Source organism: Pseudoalteromonas sp. SWXJZ94C, from assembly GCF_015864385.1.
Taxonomy (GTDB): Bacteria; Pseudomonadota; Gammaproteobacteria; order Enterobacterales; family Alteromonadaceae; genus Pseudoalteromonas.
Window position 1 is genome coordinate 56,108 of the sequence record NZ_JADYXF010000001.1, and the last position, 17,828, is coordinate 73,935.

Annotated in this window: 14 protein-coding genes; 9 read left to right on the plus strand and 5 right to left on the minus strand. The window is 39.2% G+C overall.

Translation table 11 applies throughout. The features are described 5' to 3' along the window. Positions 1 to 6: 6 nt before the first annotated feature. On the minus strand, positions 7 to 2,364 hold the full coding sequence (locus I6F65_RS00275; protein ID WP_166109202.1) for a TonB-dependent siderophore receptor: 2,358 nt from the start codon (positions 2,362 to 2,364) through the stop codon (positions 7 to 9). 413 nt (positions 2,365 to 2,777) lie between these two features. Between I6F65_RS00275 and I6F65_RS00280 the strand changes: the two genes are divergently transcribed. Both I6F65_RS00280 and I6F65_RS00285 read left to right on the plus strand, forming a co-directional pair. Beyond that, complete coding sequence (locus tag I6F65_RS00280; RefSeq protein ID WP_024610890.1) at positions 2,778 to 3,191, plus strand: hypothetical protein; 414 nt, start codon at positions 2,778 to 2,780, stop codon at positions 3,189 to 3,191. Between the two features lie 287 nt (positions 3,192 to 3,478). Beyond that, complete coding sequence (locus I6F65_RS00285; protein WP_197110922.1) at positions 3,479 to 5,995, plus strand: plasma-membrane proton-efflux P-type ATPase; 2,517 nt, start codon at positions 3,479 to 3,481, stop codon at positions 5,993 to 5,995. A 116-nt stretch (positions 5,996 to 6,111) separates the two neighbouring features. Here I6F65_RS00285 and I6F65_RS00290 read toward each other — a convergent pair whose 3' ends face one another. Then, positions 6,112 to 6,537: a hemerythrin domain-containing protein gene (locus I6F65_RS00290; protein WP_197110924.1), complete on the minus strand. Its 426-nt coding sequence runs from the start codon at positions 6,535 to 6,537 to the stop codon at positions 6,112 to 6,114. A 298-nt stretch (positions 6,538 to 6,835) separates the two neighbouring features. Between I6F65_RS00290 and I6F65_RS00295 the strand changes: the two genes are divergently transcribed. Genes I6F65_RS00295 through I6F65_RS00305 form a run of 3 tightly spaced genes read left to right on the plus strand, consistent with a single transcriptional unit; the run spans position 6,836 to position 7,621 of the window. Continuing rightward, positions 6,836 to 7,093, plus strand: coding sequence for a hypothetical protein (locus I6F65_RS00295; RefSeq protein WP_231613061.1), 258 nt, complete (start codon positions 6,836 to 6,838; stop codon positions 7,091 to 7,093). A gap of 24 nt (positions 7,094 to 7,117) precedes the next feature. Then, positions 7,118 to 7,375: a hypothetical protein gene (locus I6F65_RS00300; protein ID WP_197110926.1), complete on the plus strand. Its 258-nt coding sequence runs from the start codon at positions 7,118 to 7,120 to the stop codon at positions 7,373 to 7,375. A 27-nt stretch (positions 7,376 to 7,402) separates the two neighbouring features. Beyond that, on the plus strand, positions 7,403 to 7,621 hold the full coding sequence (locus I6F65_RS00305) for a DUF6500 family protein (protein WP_166109205.1): 219 nt from the start codon (positions 7,403 to 7,405) through the stop codon (positions 7,619 to 7,621). 43 nt (positions 7,622 to 7,664) lie between these two features. Here I6F65_RS00305 and I6F65_RS00310 read toward each other — a convergent pair whose 3' ends face one another. Beyond that, the gene (locus tag I6F65_RS00310) at positions 7,665 to 9,320 is read right to left on the minus strand and encodes an RluA family pseudouridine synthase (protein ID WP_197110928.1); all 1,656 of its coding nucleotides are present in this window, start codon (positions 9,318 to 9,320) and stop codon (positions 7,665 to 7,667) included. A gap of 320 nt (positions 9,321 to 9,640) precedes the next feature. Between I6F65_RS00310 and poxB the strand changes: the two genes are divergently transcribed. The 3 genes from poxB (at position 9,641) to I6F65_RS00325 (ending at position 12,479) form a co-directional block, all read left to right on the plus strand. After that, on the plus strand, positions 9,641 to 11,365 hold the full coding sequence (poxB, locus tag I6F65_RS00315; RefSeq protein ID WP_197110930.1) for a ubiquinone-dependent pyruvate dehydrogenase: 1,725 nt from the start codon (positions 9,641 to 9,643) through the stop codon (positions 11,363 to 11,365). A gap of 213 nt (positions 11,366 to 11,578) precedes the next feature. After that, complete coding sequence (locus tag I6F65_RS00320) at positions 11,579 to 12,052, plus strand: hypothetical protein (RefSeq protein WP_197110932.1); 474 nt, start codon at positions 11,579 to 11,581, stop codon at positions 12,050 to 12,052. 13 nt (positions 12,053 to 12,065) lie between these two features. Continuing rightward, on the plus strand, positions 12,066 to 12,479 hold the full coding sequence (locus tag I6F65_RS00325) for a hypothetical protein (protein ID WP_331461294.1): 414 nt from the start codon (positions 12,066 to 12,068) through the stop codon (positions 12,477 to 12,479). 107 nt (positions 12,480 to 12,586) lie between these two features. Here I6F65_RS00325 and I6F65_RS00330 read toward each other — a convergent pair whose 3' ends face one another. Continuing rightward, positions 12,587 to 13,813 carry a threonine/serine exporter ThrE family protein gene (locus I6F65_RS00330; RefSeq protein ID WP_024610900.1) on the minus strand — a complete coding sequence of 409 codons (1,227 nt, stop codon included), beginning with the start codon at positions 13,811 to 13,813 and terminating at the stop codon, positions 12,587 to 12,589. Between the two features lie 116 nt (positions 13,814 to 13,929). Then, positions 13,930 to 15,159, minus strand: coding sequence for a glycosyltransferase (locus tag I6F65_RS00335; RefSeq protein ID WP_166109208.1), 1,230 nt, complete (start codon positions 15,157 to 15,159; stop codon positions 13,930 to 13,932). Positions 15,160 to 15,360: 201 nt separating this feature from the next. Between I6F65_RS00335 and I6F65_RS00340 the strand changes: the two genes are divergently transcribed. Then, positions 15,361 to 17,811 (plus strand): prolyl oligopeptidase family serine peptidase, encoded by a 2,451-nt coding sequence (locus tag I6F65_RS00340; protein ID WP_197110934.1) that lies wholly within the window; start codon positions 15,361 to 15,363, stop codon positions 17,809 to 17,811. Positions 17,812 to 17,828: the final 17 nt, after the last annotated feature.

Below are 17,828 nucleotides of genomic sequence, written 5' to 3' on the forward strand. Positions count from 1 at the left end.
TCTCTCTTAAAAATTATGAGTAAGCGTAAGCTTGGCGTTAATTGGCAACTCAGGAAAAGCCAAAGTTGCACCAAAGTAACCGCCTTCAAATACTGGGCGCCAGTTTTTTTGATTCGTAACGTTGTTTACGTCTAATCGTAACTTGGTGCTAGGCGTAAAAGCATAGCTAGTATTTACGTTTAACGTGTATTGATCACGAATCTTTACTGTCGCCAAAAAGTCTAATGGGTAACTCTTTGTATATAGACCTGAAAAACCCGTTTGCCATTTCGAATTAATTGAATAATTTCCGTTAAAACTAAAAGATTGTTCCGGAATACCCTGAACACGCCTATCAGATGGCGCAAACGCCGTAAAACTAGGCGCACCAACACTGGTACCTTCAATAATATCTGGACGAGAATTATCAAATGCATCTGCTACTTGTGCTGAATCTTGACTGCTTGCAGAGTTATCGTAGCGAGCATCGATATAGCTGTAACCCGCGCTTAACCAATATGGGTAGGCGTCGTAAAATACTTGGCTTTCAAAACCGGAAGTACGAATGCCTGTGTTGCTACCATCGCGATTACGTAAACTACGACGTTGACTAAATAAAGCAGCATCTGCGTACCAATCACTGTCGGTTGGTGCGTATTTTAAACCAAACTCAACAAGGGTATTTTCAGTAGAAAAATTTTGTGCACTTATTGTATTGTCACTACTAAGCGCTGTACCACCGGCCATACTGTTTGATGTAGCTTCGTTATAGCTTGCAGTGCCGTAAGTAGTGTAGTCACCATTTAGTCGGTAGTTAAAACTGATTTGCCCAGAATGTAGTTTATCGTTAATGCTATCGCTGGCTGCAATTTGCCCTTGTGGTGCTATTGGGTCGTGTGCGTCTACGTCATAAAAGTCAATACGATAGCCAACGCTTGTGTGAAATTTGCTTGTCCAATCTGAATCTTGTTGAATGGCAAAGCCTGTTTGCCATGAGCGCGAATCGGTAGTGTCTGATAAATTAAAGTCGCCACTGCCGTCGTTATTAATATCGTATTGACCACCGGGTGATACAAACACACCTGGGCTAATTTCAATTAAACGCGCTTGTTGTGTGTCGGTTAAAGGAATGCGGCGGTTTGAAAGTGGGCCTGTCAAATCAATAGGTAAGTCGGCTTCTGTTGTAAATTGGCTATAGCCTAATACGCGGTTATAACGTACATCAAATGCAAAAATAGTTTGCTGATTACTATTCCAAAGATAAGTAAGCTCAGTACGGTTTTGTGCTGTATCGGCACCATCTATAATTTCAACAAAGCTATTTTGCGCAATTTCTTCACGTTGTAAGTGCTGAAAATACGTGATGTTTTTAATTGATGCGTTGTTGGAAAGCTCACGCTTATAAATACTGTGTATTAAATAAGTCGTCGCTTCGTTTTGATTATCAGGATCGGTAAGTACCGTGCTTCGGTCTATTTTTACTTGCCCAGTTGGCGAAATAATTGAACCAGCGGCTGGTACTGTGCTGCCATTTGCTTGTACGCCTTGCCCTGTAATATAAAGCCCGTCATCTATTAGTGCTTGAGTAGGGCGGTTAATACCGGCGTTATCGGTAAACTCAACTTGATACAACTCAAAGTTAATATCCCAGCTGCTTTTGTCATCGGGTAATACACGCAACGATGCAAATAAGCTGTCGCTCTTTGTGCCTGAAAAGTCGTAGTAGCTGCCGTTATCAATGTGCTCAGCACTGACTCTAAAACCGACTTTGTCTTTTACAATCGGTGCGCTGTAATCTACTAAAACACTGTATTGATCCCATCGACCCGCAGATACAGTTGCTTTGCCTTTACTTTCATCAGTAGACGCTTTTTTAGAATGTAAGTTTACAAAACCACCATTTCGCTGGCTTGAGCCAAATAATACCGGTGGTGCGCCTTTTACCACATCTATTTGTTCTATAGAGTTGAACGATAACGGCACCCCAAAGCCATTATTACCTGCTTGACGACGTGTACCATCTTGAAAAAGCTCACCTAATTGCCCACGAATAGTTGGTAAGCTTGGTGCGCCAAAGCCACTCGCTGAATAAGTATTAGGGCTTACTGCTAATACATCTTGTAATGTCGTAATGTTAAGTTGTTCTATTAATTCGCTTGAGATTGGTGTTACCGAACGCGCTATATCTTGCAGTGCTAAGTTGTCACCAAAAGGTCCATCAACTGTAGCGTCTTTAACAGAAAGTCCTTGAGATCTAATAACTTGACCAGCCACCTCAATGCGCTCTATTGAATCATTTGTCTTTGTTGATTCTTCTGCTGCAAAAGCACTAAGTGGGGTATTTAATATGGTGGCTAAAGCTAAAGCCAAGTATGCGTGTTTCAAGCGTTTTCTCTCTATAATTATATGTTGATGGCGATAAAGACCGAAAGGCGTAAAAATAACTTTCAGTCAAACCTCAATTCTTTTTGTTTTTTAGAACATAACAAAATTAGTGTTTTTTAAGGTTAGTAACTTAGTATTATAGTTTTACTGGTTAGCTAAAAAAATCGATAAATTGTATTACATTGAACATAAACATTTGCTTTTAATGAGTTTTTTAATTGTAGACTACTTTTTAGTTCTTACCATTTTATATAGAGCAGCCTGCTTACTGAATTTATAAAACTAAAGTGTGCGGCGTTATAATTATTAGAATTTAACTTTTATTAAAAAAATTAATTTTTTTTGAAATAAAAACGAATTTATACGGTCTTCGTCTATTCAGGTTTATTTATATATTTTTTAAAGGAAGTTTTATGACAAATTCAATGAGTTCAGATGTACAAAATCGTTTGCAGTGGTCTCTTTTATCGCTTCGCTTAGGTGTTTTTATCGTAATGGCTATGTGGACGTTCGATAAATTCGTAAACCCAGGTCATAGTGCGCGTATTTTTGAACATTTTTACGGTATTAGTGGCTCATCTGATATTGTTGCTTATGTTATTGGTGCTCTTCAACTTGTTTTAGTATTGGCATTTTTAGCGGGTATTAAAAAACGTATTACTTACGGTATCATTTTTGTAATGCATGGTTTATCTACGCTTTCGTCTTACAACCAATACATTGATGGTTTTAATAACTTATTATTCTTCACTGCATGGCCAATGTGGGCTGCGTGTTTTGCACTTTACTTGTTACGTGACCAAGACGTAAAATTTACTGTAAAGTAATAAAAAAATAGCTATATCCATAAGGTTATAGCTAAAAGTACATTGGGCTGAGTTACTTACTACTTCAGCCCAATGTATAGCCTTTAAGTACTTCTTTTAATAATCCACCCTCTTTATCATCTTCTAAAAATAATCCTTTTTATATTATTTCACCCTTAATATTGCGTTAGATCAAAGTTAATACATTTGTAAGAACAATATCGACAGCTTTAGTTTATGTTAGCTATACGGTTAGTAGGTTTTAATTACCTCAAGTTATTCAACTCAATGTTGTATAGAAGGCTCGTATGGAAAAGGTCAAAATTTCGTCAGCGCATCAGTCATCAAATCGTTCAGTAAACAAGTCTTCACATAATCAAAATTGCGATGAATGGAGCAAGCTCGATTTAGCACAATTACAAGCAAAGCTAAAAACATCATCCGACGGGTTAAGCCAAACTGATGCCACACAAAGATTGGCACAATATGGACCTAACGAACTAGTTGAAGAAAAAACAAACCTACTACTCAAATTTTTATCTTACTTTTGGGGGCCAATACCGTGGATGATCGAGGCTGCTATTATTTTATCGGCGCTTGCTAAGCACTGGGCTGATTTTTTTATTATTCTTGTATTATTGCTGTCTAACGTATTGGTTGGCTTTTGGGAAGAGCATCAAGCGGGTAATGCAATTGCTGCATTAAAAGCAAAATTAGCCAACAAAGCACGCGTTCGCCGCGATACTCAATGGCAAAATTTAAATGCCAGCGAACTTGTACCAGGTGATGTTATTAGAATGCGGATGGGCGATATAGTGCCTGCAGATGCGCGTTTGCTCGATGGTGATCCAGTAGAAGTCGATCAATCATCACTTACGGGTGAGTCGTTACCGGTTGTAAGGTCGGCGGGTGAAACTGTTTATTCGGGCTCTATTATTCGCCAAGGTGAAATAGAAGCAATAGTTTACGCAACCGGCGCTAATACCTTTTTTGGTAAAACAGCACAGTTAGTGCAAGGGGAGCGAACCGTAAGTCATTTTCAGCGTGCAGTGCTTAAAATTGGTAATTATTTAATAATGCTTGCTGCGGCTTTAGTGCTGCTTATAGTTATTGTTGCTTTGTTTCGCGATGATCCAATGATTACCACATTGCAGTTTGCACTCGTATTAACCGTTGCGGCAATACCAGTCGCCATGCCAACAGTGCTATCAGTTACTATGGCTGTAGGCGCTCGTTTATTGGCTAAAAAGCAAGTGGTTGTAACACGTTTAGCTGCAATTGAAGAGCTAGCAGGTGTTGATATTCTTTGCTCTGATAAAACAGGTACACTGACACAAAACCTATTAACGTTAGGTGACCCGTTTTATATCGAAAACTCAACAAATAAAGGCTCTGCTGAGCAAGTTATATTGTACGCGGCATTAGCATCTCGCTCAGAAAATAACGATCCGATTGACTTAGCAGTATTACAAAGTGTAAAAGCTGAGCAGCATCTAGATTCTTATCATATAGAGCATTTTCAGCCATTTGATCCTGTGAGCAAACGTACTGAAGCATTAATTAAAAATGCTGATGGCAAAACGTTTAAAGTGACCAAAGGTGCACCGCAGGTTATTTTAGCTTTGTCGGCTAATATTGAGGCAGTTAAAACTGCAGTTGAGGCATCGATAGATGAATTTGCAGCGCGTGGGTTTCGCTCTTTAGCGGTTGCTAAAACAGACGAGCAAGGTAAATGGCAATTTATAGGCGTATTGCCGCTTTTTGATCCACCGCGTGAAGAAGCAATACAAACCATTGCCGATGCAAAAGAAATGGGTATGAGCGTTAAAATGGTCACGGGCGACCAAGTTGCCATTGCGCGCGAAACTGCAAGTAAACTGGGTTTAGGGACAAACATTCTTGATGCTAGTGGATTTGGTGCAACTGAACACCATCAAACAACGCAGTTAGATGATTCTATCGAGAGTGCTGACGGATTCGCACAAGTATTCCCTGAGCATAAATACCATATTATTGATGTGCTTCAGCATAGAGGGCACATTGTTGGTATGACAGGAGATGGCGTAAATGATGCGCCAGCACTTAAAAAAGCTGACTGTGGTATTGCTGTATCGGGCGCTACAGATGCAGCGCGTTCAGCAGCATCAATTGTGTTAATGACCGATGGCTTATCGGTTATTATTGATGCAGTTAAAGAAAGCCGAAAAATATTTCAACGCATGAACAGTTACGCTATTTACAGGGTTGCTGAAACACTGCGCGTGCTACTTTTTATGACAATGGCGATATTATTTTTTAATTTTTATCCGTTAACCGCAGTCATGATTGTAATGCTTGCTTTACTTAACGATGCCGCCATTTTGTCTATTGCATACGACAATGTGCATTATCAAAATAAGCCCGAAACATGGAATATGCGGCTCGTTTTGGGTATTGCATCTGTGCTGGGAATTGTAGGGCCAATTGCAGCCTTTGGTTTATTTTACTTGGGCGATAAAGTATTTGAACTCGACCGTCCTCATCTTCAAACATTAATGTACTTATTACTTTCTGTAGCAGGGCATTTGACTATATTTTTAGCGCGTACCCGAGGTCCATTTTGGTCTATTAAACCGTCTGCTATATTAATGGTCTCCGTATTTGGCACGCAAGTTATAGCAACACTTATTGCTGTTTATGGCGTGTTTATGACCCCACTAGGATGGGGATGGGCACTTGCTGTGTGGGCATATGCTTTGGTGTGGTTTTTTATTAACGATGGCTTAAAGCTAGTGGCGTATCGAATTTTTGATCCGACAGAAGCACCCTTACTAGAGAAGAGTTAGAGCGTAGGCTTAAAAATGGTTATAAGCCAAGTGGCTTATAACCAATAGTACACAAGGGAGTGTATATAAGGTGGTTCAATTATTTGTGAATAGGGGTACTCACAAATACAAAATATTTAGTGCATTGCATCGTTATATTGCTTTGCTAAACTTTGTTTTTGCCCCTCGGTTAGTGTTTTACCCGCTAATTGAAATACTTCGTGTTCTTCTTCACTTAAATGATGATGTACTAAATGGTGCAACTTTTTAGCTGCAACTAACCATGCAGACGAGCTCATTTCGGTATCTTCAAGTTGTTCAATTAATTCATCAATTTCGTGATGTTCAGCTACGCTGTGGCGCGCTTTTTCATGAGTTAAGTCATCAAACATAAGTGGGTTGTAAAAGTAACGTTCTTCAAATTTTGCGTGTTGTTCTAATTCTGTTTTTAGCTCGTCCATTAAAGTATGGCGTTTGTCTGTTTCACCGTGGGTTTGAATAAGTGCATCAACTAATTCTCGTTGCTTATCATGATCGTGACGTAGCGCTTCAAAAATGTTCATAATTAATCCTTTTACTTACTATTGATTGCTTATTTGATTAGAAGCAAGTGCAATGCCACAGGTTAATCTTTTGAAATTATTGGGTTTATATTTATATTTTTGTTTTTTTATAGCACTAATCTGTAAATTTTACAGAGAGACTAATGCAATTATTTCAAAGAGTAAAACAGCACAAAAGTATAAATATTGAGTAAGTTTACTTCTACAGATACTTACAAAATTTGGATAGGAAAGCCTATTATTACGGTGCTAAAATAAAATTTAAAGATAGGAAAATATTTTAAGTTTAAGGATAAACATGAAAAAATTTATTGCTGTTTTTTCACTATGTTTTGTATTAAGTGCTTGTAGTTCGCCAATACATACTGATTCGGATGAGTGCATAGAAGAAGCTAATTCGACCGATAACAATGGTGCTCAAACAAGTACCGAAGTTTATAATCAATGTATGAGCGCTAAAATCGAAACAAATCATAAAAATGACATTTTTACAGATGCAGTTGGTTTATTCTTTTTTGAAGTTTTTGTTATTGCGATTGAAATGGCAACAAACTAACATTTACGTTTAGGTAGGGTAAATATGAAACAGCTTTTTATTACGTTTTTATTATGCTTGCTACTAAGTGCTTGTGCATCGCCTGACTATGCAGGGTCTTCAAAATGTATGCAGCAAGCTGATACTGCATATGAGGTTGAAGCACACACGGTAGAACAATTAAAAAATGAGTGCAAAGCTATGCAAGTAAATGCTAAAAACAAAAAAATAGAAAACCATGGCATAGTAGACAGAAGTATTTTAGAGTTTCTGACTAGTTTTTTAAATGGCGTGTTTAATTAGTGAAGAATAAAACTAAACAAGGTATTTATGCGTGAATCGTTAAGAACAAAAATAATCACAGTGTGCGATAAAAAAATAGCAAGCAAAGGCGAAAATGTTGGACTTTCTTTTTATGCTTTTTTTGCTAATAAAAATGACGACTCTGAGCTACTTATGGAAGCGGCTACATGGTGGATACAAACTCATAAGTTAGATCACTTTGAAAAAGCGCATAAAATTAAACAGATGATTTTAGATGGGCTTTAACTAACTACCTTGCAGCCACCAAAGATTAATACGCTCCTAGTATCTAAAAATCAGCAGCTACTTCAAACTCTAATCGTTTTTGCGTTATTGGGTGAGTAAACGCTAAATACTCAGCGTGTAAATGTAATCTGTCGGCTTTTTTTCCATAATGAGTATCGCCAACAATAGGCATATTTAAACCTAAACTGTGGGCGCAATGTACTCTTAATTGGTGGGTTCGACCTGTTTTAGGGTATAACTGCAATCGGGTTGTATTGTTTTTACGCTCTAAAACATGCCATGTTGTAAGCGATGGCTTACCATTTTTGTAACACACCATTTGACGTGGTTTATCATCAAAGTCGAGCACTAATGGTAAGTCTACCGTTCCGCTATTTTCAATTACATTTCCTGCGACCAATGCAACATAACGTTTTTCAATAACGCGTTCTATAAACTGCTTTTGCAGGGCTTTATGCGCTCGTTTATTAAGTGCGATCATCAATAATCCAGAAGTCGACATATCTAATCTATGCACAATTAAGGGACCAGAGGCTTCTGGAAATTGCGTTTTAATACGCATATAAACAGAGTCTTCAATATTAACGCCAGGCACAGATAAAAACTCGGCTGGTTTATTTACCACGAGTAAGTCATCATCTTTATAAATAATTTCAAGATGCTTACCTTGTGCAGGATTAACTAATAATGGATTGTCTTCAACGTTAAGCCCTTTAAGCATATGGCTCAAAATGGGCTGGCATTTACTGTAACAAGACGGATAATAATTTTTGTGCTGCCTAATAGCCGACTTAGGCGCAGCACCCCACCAAAACTCAGCCATCGCAATAGGTTTTAGGTTATGTTTATACGCATATTGCAGCAATTTAGGCGCGGCACAATCACCAGAACCTGCGGGCGGGGTATGTGCTGGTAACTCAGCAAAAATACCATTGAGATCTTTTACTTCTGCGTTAGCATTTAAAAATTGATATTGTGCAAATAATTTTTTTTGTAAGCTTTTCGACAACGTTTTACGGCGCTTTTTTAAATGACTTATTTCATCTGTAGTTTTTGCTAAGGTGTGTTTAAGTAAATCTATTTTATTTTGCCAGTAAAGTTTAAGTGCTTGTAGTTGTTTTTTCTCGATAATACTTAAACTAGCTAACTTTGTTTTTAATAATTCAAAATCACTTTCACTAAGTTCTGCACTTGCTTCATTGCGCTGTTTTTTACGTTGTAATCGGCCTAACTGCATTACAGCTTGCTGTGCTAACAACTGCTCTTGATAAGTGATTGTTGCTTCGTTTAACTGTGTTTTGGTAACCGCTAACTGCTTGCTGTTTTCTAGCTGATCAATTTGTGCATTAATGTCGTTAATTATTTTACTTTGTTCTGAGTAAATATCATCTTGTAGTTGTATGCTCGAAACAGCCGGTACAAAGTTTATACCTGCTTTTTCACTTTCTAGTTGCCCTGAATAAGCAGCTAAAAACCCTACTTGCTGCGCATCGTTTTGTACCACTAATACGCCAAACATTTTACCCGCGTTTTCTTCGTGCAGTTGTGGCAGCATTTCAAGTTGTTGCTGTAGTTGCTTTGCCGCTTTAATAGCTAGAGGTTGTGGCTCGTAATAAAAAGGGAACGTAAACTTTTCTGGGAGCAAAAATTGGTCAATATTTTGAGCAAATAACGTAAAGCAAGTAGCAGAATTTGGCATAAAGATAACATAAAGTATTCAGTGAAATAATTAGGCGCATAATAACATATTCATAGTTAAGCCACTAAAAATCTCGGGCTAGTTTATTCGTCTCGATTTTAAAGCGCGCATTCATGTTATGTGTATCAGTATGGGGGCGCAGCAAACCTAGGAGTATTGTTTGTTAGTAAAGTCTCAGTAGTAATATATCTATCATTATTAAAATATCTAAGCTTGTCGATTCTCAATAATTGAGCGCATTTCGAAACGATGACTTATCTGATAGATCAGAGGCAAAAAATCAATTTACAGAATAACTTAATATTTAGGAGTTCTATATTATGAGTCAAAGTATCGCAAGTTTTATTACTAAAACCCTTGAACAAGCGGGCGTAAAGCGCATTTGGGGAGTAACTGGCGATTCACTTAACGGCATTAGTGAAAGCCTGCGAAAAATGGGAACAATTGAATGGCTAGGCACACGTCATGAAGAAGTGGCAGCATTTGCAGCTGGTGGCGAAGCACATTTATCAGGCGAGCTTGCGGTGTGTGCGGGTTCTTGCGGGCCAGGTAATCTTCATTTAATTAACGGCTTATTTGATTGTCAGCGTAATAATGTACCGGTATTAGCTATTGCCGCACACATTCCTTCATCTGAAATTGGCAGTAGTTATTTTCAAGAAACCCATCCGCAAGAATTATTTAAAGAATGCAGTGTGTATTGTGAAATGGTTTCGAGCCCCGAGCAAATGCCGTACCTGCTAGAAACCGCAATGCGACAAGCAATACTAAACAAAGGCGTGAGTGTACTTGTGCTACCTGGCGACATTGCATTAAAAGATATGCCTAAAGCTATCAAGCCAAAATGGAACGTGCCAAAACCAGCAACTTATACCCCTGCTTTATCTGATATTAAAGCAATGGCGACTCATCTTAATAAAAGTAAAAAAGTAACCTTATTGTGTGGTGCTGGTTGTAAGGATGCCCACGACGAAATTGTTGCGCTAGCCGACAAATTACAAGCACCGATAGTGCATGCTATGCGTGGTAAAGAATTTATTGAGTACGACAATCCTTACGATGTTGGTATGACCGGATTTATTGGTTTTGCGTCGGGCTATCATGCAATGCAAGAAGCCGATACGTTACTTATGATTGGTACTAGTTTTCCTTATCGTGCTTTTTATCCTGAAAATACCACCATATTGCAAATTGATAATCAGCCTGCGTCACTTGGTCGGCACGTGCAAATTGATTGTGGTGTATTAGGTGATACAAAAAATTCAGTAACCACATTGCTTGACCATATTAAAGGTGAGCGCACAAGTTCGCATTTACAAAAGAGTGTTAAAAACTACAAAGAGTCGCGAAAAGATCTTGATGAACTTGCCAGTGGCAAAACCTCGCAAAATTTAATACACCCGCAATACCTAACGCGTTTACTAAACGAGCAAGCGGCTGACGATGCTGTTTTTACTTGCGATGTAGGTACGCCAACAGTGTGGGCTGCACGTTATTTATCAATGAATGGTAAGCGCCGCTTAATAGGATCGTTTAATCATGGCTCTATGGCAAATGCCATGTCGCAGGCAATGGGGGGTCAATCTGTAGATAGAGATCGCCAAGTCATTGCAATGTGTGGCGATGGTGGTTTTTCGATGTTAATGGGCGATTTAATCTCGCTTAAACAGCTTAATTTACCAATAAAGATTGTTGTTTATAATAATCGCTCACTCAGTTTTGTGGCTATGGAAATGAAAGCCAGTGGGTTTTTATCAAGCGATACCGATTTAGAAAACCCAAGTTTTGCTAAAATTGCAGAAGCCTGTGGCTTAAAAGGGATTCATGTGGACGACCCTGAAAAATTACCATCGGCAATGAACGAGATGATGAACCACTCAGGACCTGTTGTTTTAGAAGTCGATACCGCAAAACAAGAGCTTTCAATGCCACCGCAAATCAAATTAGAGCAAGCAAAAGGCTTTAGCGTTTACATGATGAAAGCACTGATAAATGGCAAAGGAAACGAAATTGTAGAGCTTGCCAAAACTAACTGGTCACGCTAGTTAAGTTACTTCCCTATTGAGTATTTTGGCTCAATAGGGAAGTGTCATAGTAATAATCCTCACAGTCATCCTCGACCATTAATAAGCGATGGCTACTTGTAAGTAATTGAACTAAAATAGAAAATAATAAATGGTTTATCGTTAACTAAATCGACATGCACACAACAGTGTTTTAATGGCTTCTTCTATAAAGAGGGGGTGGAGTAATAAATAATGACATGGAAAACGGTTTTATTGTCACTGGTTGTTTTATGGTTTATTCCAGCTCAGCAAAGCAGTTTACGAACCAGTGAATATGCAAATATAGTTTCTGATTTGGATGAGGTTACTGTGCTTGGCGAATGTGAAATTTCTACCAAAATCACAAGAGAGTGGCCATACTCTTGGGCTATCAGCAGCGCTGAAATTACCGTTAAGAATAAAAATACGTTGCTTACAGCAACAACCAGTAAGTTTAAATTACCCGATCGTAAACGTCTTAACACACGTAATACTCAACATCACTTTACGTGGACTGAAACCAAAAACAACGCTTTGTTTGCATCGTACATGGACGTAGAAATTGACTCTACAGGTAAAGTGTCAGGTCTTAAAATAGGTAATTGTTCAAACTACTCAAATGATACTGATTTAATAGGGTATTTAGAGCATTGCAACAGTGTTGTAGAGTCAGCCACATGTTTATAAAAGCAGGTATAGTGTGTTGATTAAAATTGAAGACTTTTCTTTAGCATGGCGCTGGATTAGCGCATCCCATGGCGATTTTTCTAAAGATACACTAAATAAACTCAATCCATTGAGCGAAGATCAAGCAAGAGCATTAATTGCTACTACACCTATGAACTTTCCGGTTGGAGCAAAAAGGTTTGACTCCACACAAGGGAATGAATTAACACGCCAATGGTTAAAGGGCTTAGTAAATGATTCGCAAACAGTAACAATTTGCTGGGATCAAGAAACAGGGCTTACATTACCTTGGCTAGTTTTTTGTAGTCACTGGGATGATTTTTGCTATTCATCAAGTGATGACATAAATCTGTATTTTGAAAGCGGTGAACTTTTTTTACGTTGGAATCACTATGAGGTTTTTGAGTTTGACTCAAGTGCAATGTAATGAGCTAAAACACTTAGCATTGGCATCAATTGCTACGTGGTAGTTGTTGTTAGTTTAACGCTTCACTCGCTTTACTCAATCAAAGTAAAGCGAGTGCTCAGTATAATTTATAAACTCTTTTTAGGCGGTAGGGCTACGTTTGCAAATATTAGTCCTGCAACAAGCGACATAAATATTAAAAACGTTTGTTGGCCTATATGCTCTGCATATACAAAGTCTTGACCTTCAATAAGTGAATTTAAGCCAATATACGTTTTGCTTCCTGGTACTAATACAATCAAGCCTTGCATGGCAACAATAGAGGCCGGCGCATTAGCAACACGGTTAAACAAGTTACTAAATATACCCACCGATAAAGCACCTACAAACGTACCTAACGTGTAATCAAGGTACATAGCCGAGCCAATACTGGTGCCATACGCTATAAAGCCTGATGCGATAGACCAAACAGCATGCTTAAGTTTGGTTCTAAAAATAACGATTAAGCTGCTACAAAGTAAAAATATAGCCAGCCATGCGGTCCACTTTGGTAATGGCTCCGGTTGTACAAAATCGGCTTGCCCAAAGAGTGCAAAGCCAATACCTATACCAATAAAACCACCAAAATACAGTTTAAATAGCAGCATGAACGAGTCCATTACTCGCGCAGTACCCGACACTAAATGCCGCGCTGCCAGCTCTGCTAAACCAAGCGCAAGTGCTAAACCAGGTATAAACACAATAATGGCCGAAAGTACCACTAAGCGTATATTTATCTCAGGTGTTATATACACACTTACTGCACACGCAAGTATTGCTGATATTATTGCCACTAATGGCTCAAGCATATGAGCTACGCGTTTTGAGCGCCCAGACCAAAGTACAAATAAATAAACAACGAGAGTAAGCATTGATGACCAAATTACGTCAATCCAGCTTGTGCCCATTAACATGGCAAACGCACCACCAGAGGTTGCAAATGCAACACCCGTTGTTAGTTTGTTATACGGGTTTGGCATTACAAAAATAGCGTCTAGCTGGGCGTCGACCTCTTGTAAGGTTAATTTGTCGTCGAGCATTTGATTTACAAGGTCGTCGGTATCGGCAAGCGAGCCTAAATCGTGATCGCCAGGGTCTACACGTGCTACGTGGGTGTACTCGTCTTCGTGACCATCGGTCCAAATAACAAACGTTACAGAGGTTGGCGACATAACAAACGACGATTTAAGTCCTAAGTAAGTAGCCACTTCCATTAGATGAGCTTCCAGGCGGTAAGCGGGCGTACCATACTTGTGAAGCATTTTGCCTAATTTAACGATAAATTTGCGTTTTTCTGTAAAAGTTGCAGTTTTCAAATCTTTTTGGACCAAATATTGCGATAACTAAGCTAAAAATATAAGCAATACAGCTAAAATTGCCCACGTTTGATGGGCGCGATTTTAAACACTAATTGGTGTGTGTCTAGTCATTTTTAATCTAATTTTTTATTTTTTTCGGCTATCCATTGCGACATGTATTGAGTGCTGCGCATTGTATGATGTTTGAGCATTTGGCCGGTGAAGTTTTTTTCGCGATGAGCGTTTAAATCGTTACTTATTGAATCGACTTTTTTAATTAACGCAGCGCTTAATTGCGCTTTATCGTACAGCGTATTAAGTAGTGTGTTGCCATTATGCTGCGCTTGTTCAAATTCACTTTGGCTGTTGTACATTTCAATGGCTGCATTGGCAAAGTCGTCAGCGGTGTTAGCTATTTTACCCGACCATGGTAAATCGTTATGCATGCCCTCTGCACCAATATTAGTAGTAACGCTGGGTGTTTGCATAATCATGGCTTCTAGTAATTTGCCTTTTATACCCGCACCAAAACGCAGTGGTGCTAAACATACTCGAGCGCTTTGCATTACATCAAACGCGTTATCGGCCCAGCCTTTTATTAAAAAACCGGTTTTAGGGTTATTAAGTGCCGTGGCCTTTGGTGGTGGGTAAGAGCCGTAAATATGTAGCTCTGCTTTTGGTAGTTGCTTGCGAATAAGTGGCCATATTTTTTGTAAGTAAAGTACAGCATCCCAATTTGGCGCATGCCTAAAGTTACCTATGGTCATAAAGTGCTGGCGCTGCTCAAACGTTTTTATGCTTGCAGGTAATGTACTTAAATCAACCATAAAGGGTAGGTGGTGCAATAAGCTTGGCTCTATTTTAAATACGCTATTTAGTAGGCTCATTTCATAACTTGAAATAATTAAGCTTAGGTCGCAGCGTAAAATAGCGGCAATTTCGCGTTTTGCTATATCTGAGTGTAAATCGCTGGTTGTAAATTCGCGCTCAGCTTTTAGTGCCGTGTGTCGAGCGTTACGCAAGCATTGTAAATCTTCAGTGTCTAAAATTTTAATCGCATTTGGGCAATGCTTATCAACACGCCAGCCAAATTGTTCTTCCATCATAAAACGGTCAAACATTACTATATCTGGATTATAGCTTTTAACGTATTCGTCAAAACTGTCACAGTTTAGCGCAATGCTTTGGCTGGTTATGCCGTAGTCGTCAAGGTTTACCATGTGGTCGGTGCGCTGCGCGGGCGTTGCAAATTCAACGTCCCAGTTTTGCGCTTTAAATGCATTTAATAACGACATCATGTGCGTACCCGCAGCAGACGAATTTGGTTCTGGCCATACGTAGCCAATTACCAGCACTTTTTTCATTGGCTAGAATCTCTAATTTTTGATAAATACTAACTCGTATTGTAACGAGTCAAACAACAAGTAAACAGCTGTGTAGTGTAATTTAAATTAGATTACTAAGTCATCTTTTACTCCACTTAAAGCAAGCTTAATACTTTATGAATAAAGCAAAACGTGTTTATATACAGCTATAATAGTAAAAAATAACAAAAGGATAAAAACATGAGCGCTTTTAGGCTGTTAGTTGCCCTTATTTGTTGTGTTGCATTAGTACCAACAAGTTATGCCGAGCAGGGGTACCAAACTCCATCACCCGAACTTGCCGCTTTGGTTGACGCAAAGTTAGCACCCACTAGCTACTTATCAAGCGATGGTCAATGGCTTGCGTTATTTGAACGCAAACGGGTAGTAACCCTTGATGAACTTGCAAAAGAAGAACTTAAACTAGCTGGGATTAAGCTTAATCCTGCTAATTTTTCGCGCTCCCGTGTAAATGCAAAATACAGTGCAGTAGAATTAAAGCATGTTCAAAGCGGGACAGTTATTCATATAAATAACGTACCAAAAGGGATTATTCGCTCACCTCAATGGTCATCTAATAGTAAGTATTTAGCCTTTATAGTTGAGCAGGCAGATCAAGCAAATTTGTGGTTGTACAGCGTTGAAACAAAGCAAGCAAAAGCACTTTCTAGTTCTGCGTTAAATTCGGTATTAACCGCAACGCCTTACGAATGGCTGCCAGATAGCAGTGCAATAGTTGCAAATTTAGCGGTTAATATTGGTAAGCCAAGGCTTACAAATGATAGTCAAAATATTGTGCCTGTTATTCAACAAAGTACTGGCGAAAAAGCCCCAGCACGTACTTACCAAAACTTATTAACCAGCCCGTTTGATGAAGCGCAATTTAAGTTTTACGGGCAGGGTCAACTTGCTTACATAACGCTCGATGGTAATACACAAGCAATTGGCAGTTCAGCTTTATTTAAATCGTTTTCGGTTTCTCCTGATTCTACCAATATTTTAGTGGCAGGCATTAACGAGCCATTTTCGTATCAAGTACCTTACAGCCGTTTTGCAAGCACATGGCAAATATGGGGCATGCGCGGCTATGCATTAGCAGAGCTGGCAAAACAGCCACTTGCCGATAACATCCCACAAGGTTACGACAGTGTTCGCACTGGCCGCCGCGATTTTGAATGGCGAGCAGATCAAGGTGCAGAAGTTATTTGGGCGCAGGCACAAGATGGCGGCGATATGAAAACCGATGTTGAGCATCATGATTATATTTACAGCCTACGCGCTCCGTTTAAACGTGAGCCTAAATTATTTGCCAAAGTAGAACGCCGATACTCTGGTATTGAATGGGGCAACGAAAACGTAGCAATGCTAACAGACTGGCGTTTTAGCGATCGTCAAGTTCGTACCTATATAATACAACCTCGTAATGCCGACAAAAACCGAGTTTTGTTCTCAGAGCGTAGTTATAACGATGCTTATAAAAATCCAGGTAATGCAATTTACGAACGCAACGATTTAGGCGCGAACGTAATTAAAATTGTAGGCGGGCGTTATATTTACCTGCGCGGCAATGGCGCTTCAGAGCAAGGTAATGTGCCTTTTTTAGATAGGTACGATGTTAAAACAAATAGCAGTAAACGTTTATGGCAATCAAAAGCCCCTTATTATGAGCGAGTACGCGCTCTGCTTGACGACGAAGGTGAGCGATTTATTACTATTCGTGAATCTAAAACTGAGCAACCTAACTTTTTTATACGTAATTTAGATAACGACATGCTAACGCAGTTAACGACATTTGAGCACCCGTATCCTGCATTTAAAGGTGTTACTAAAGAACAACTACGTTATAAGCGCGACGACGGTGTTGAGCTATCGGGCACGCTTTATTTACCACCAGGGTACGATAAAACACAAGGTCCGTTACCTGTGCTTATGTGGGCTTACCCACTTGAATACAAAGATAAAGCCGTAGCATCGCAAGTACGCGAATCGCCTTATGCATTCACTTATATTGGATACTGGGGGCCAATGCCTTACCTTGCCAAAGGCATTGCCGTATTTGACGATCCTAAAATGCCAATAGTGGGTATTGATGGTAGCGAGCCTAACGATAACTTTAGAAAGCAGTTAGTATCAAGCGCGCAAGCCGCAGTTGATGTTTTAGTTAAAAAAGGCATTGCTGATAAAGATAAAATAGCGATAGCAGGGCACTCATACGGTGCATTTATGGTTGCTAACTTACTGGCTCACACTGATTTATTTAAAACGGGTATTGCCCGTAGCGGCGCGTATAACCGAACATTAACGCCGTTTGGTTTTCAAGGCGAAGAGCGTGATTTTTGGCAAGCACAAAGTGTATACGCTAATATGTCGCCGTTTTTTCATGCTGAAAAAATTAACGAACCAATGCTAATGATCCACGGTCAAGAAGACCCTAATTCTGGAACCTTCCCAATGCAAAGTGAGCGTATGTACGCAGCCCTAAAAGGCTTAGGTAAAGACGCCCGCTTAGTAATGCTCCCTTATGAAGCACATGGTTACCGTGCTCGTAAAAGCTTGTTACATGTATTGTGGGAACAAGAGCAGTGGCTTGATAAATACTTGCTAAATGACTCAACTACTGAGCAAGTAGCAGAATCAATCCCGAGTAAATAGTAAAGTAAGTGTTTATG

Excerpts from the sequence above, each read along its gene's own strand:
- I6F65_RS00310 (WP_197110928.1), bottom strand. The coding sequence starts at position 9,320 with ATGCCAAATTCTGCTACTTGCTTTACGTTATTTGCTCAAAATATTGAC.
- I6F65_RS00290 (WP_197110924.1), bottom strand. The coding sequence starts at position 6,537 with ATGAACATTTTTGAAGCGCTACGTCACGATCATGATAAGCAACGAGAA.
- I6F65_RS00285 (WP_197110922.1), top strand. The coding sequence starts at position 3,479 with ATGGAAAAGGTCAAAATTTCGTCAGCGCATCAGTCATCAAATCGTTCA.
- I6F65_RS00300 (WP_197110926.1), top strand. The coding sequence starts at position 7,118 with ATGAAACAGCTTTTTATTACGTTTTTATTATGCTTGCTACTAAGTGCT.
- I6F65_RS00305 (WP_166109205.1), top strand. The coding sequence starts at position 7,403 with ATGCGTGAATCGTTAAGAACAAAAATAATCACAGTGTGCGATAAAAAA.
- I6F65_RS00280 (WP_024610890.1), top strand. The coding sequence starts at position 2,778 with ATGACAAATTCAATGAGTTCAGATGTACAAAATCGTTTGCAGTGGTCT.
- I6F65_RS00295 (WP_231613061.1), top strand. The coding sequence starts at position 6,836 with ATGAAAAAATTTATTGCTGTTTTTTCACTATGTTTTGTATTAAGTGCT.
- I6F65_RS00340 (WP_197110934.1), top strand. The coding sequence starts at position 15,361 with ATGAGCGCTTTTAGGCTGTTAGTTGCCCTTATTTGTTGTGTTGCATTA.
- I6F65_RS00320 (WP_197110932.1), top strand. The coding sequence starts at position 11,579 with ATGACATGGAAAACGGTTTTATTGTCACTGGTTGTTTTATGGTTTATT.
- poxB (WP_197110930.1), top strand. The coding sequence starts at position 9,641 with ATGAGTCAAAGTATCGCAAGTTTTATTACTAAAACCCTTGAACAAGCG.
- I6F65_RS00335 (WP_166109208.1), bottom strand. The coding sequence starts at position 15,159 with ATGAAAAAAGTGCTGGTAATTGGCTACGTATGGCCAGAACCAAATTCG.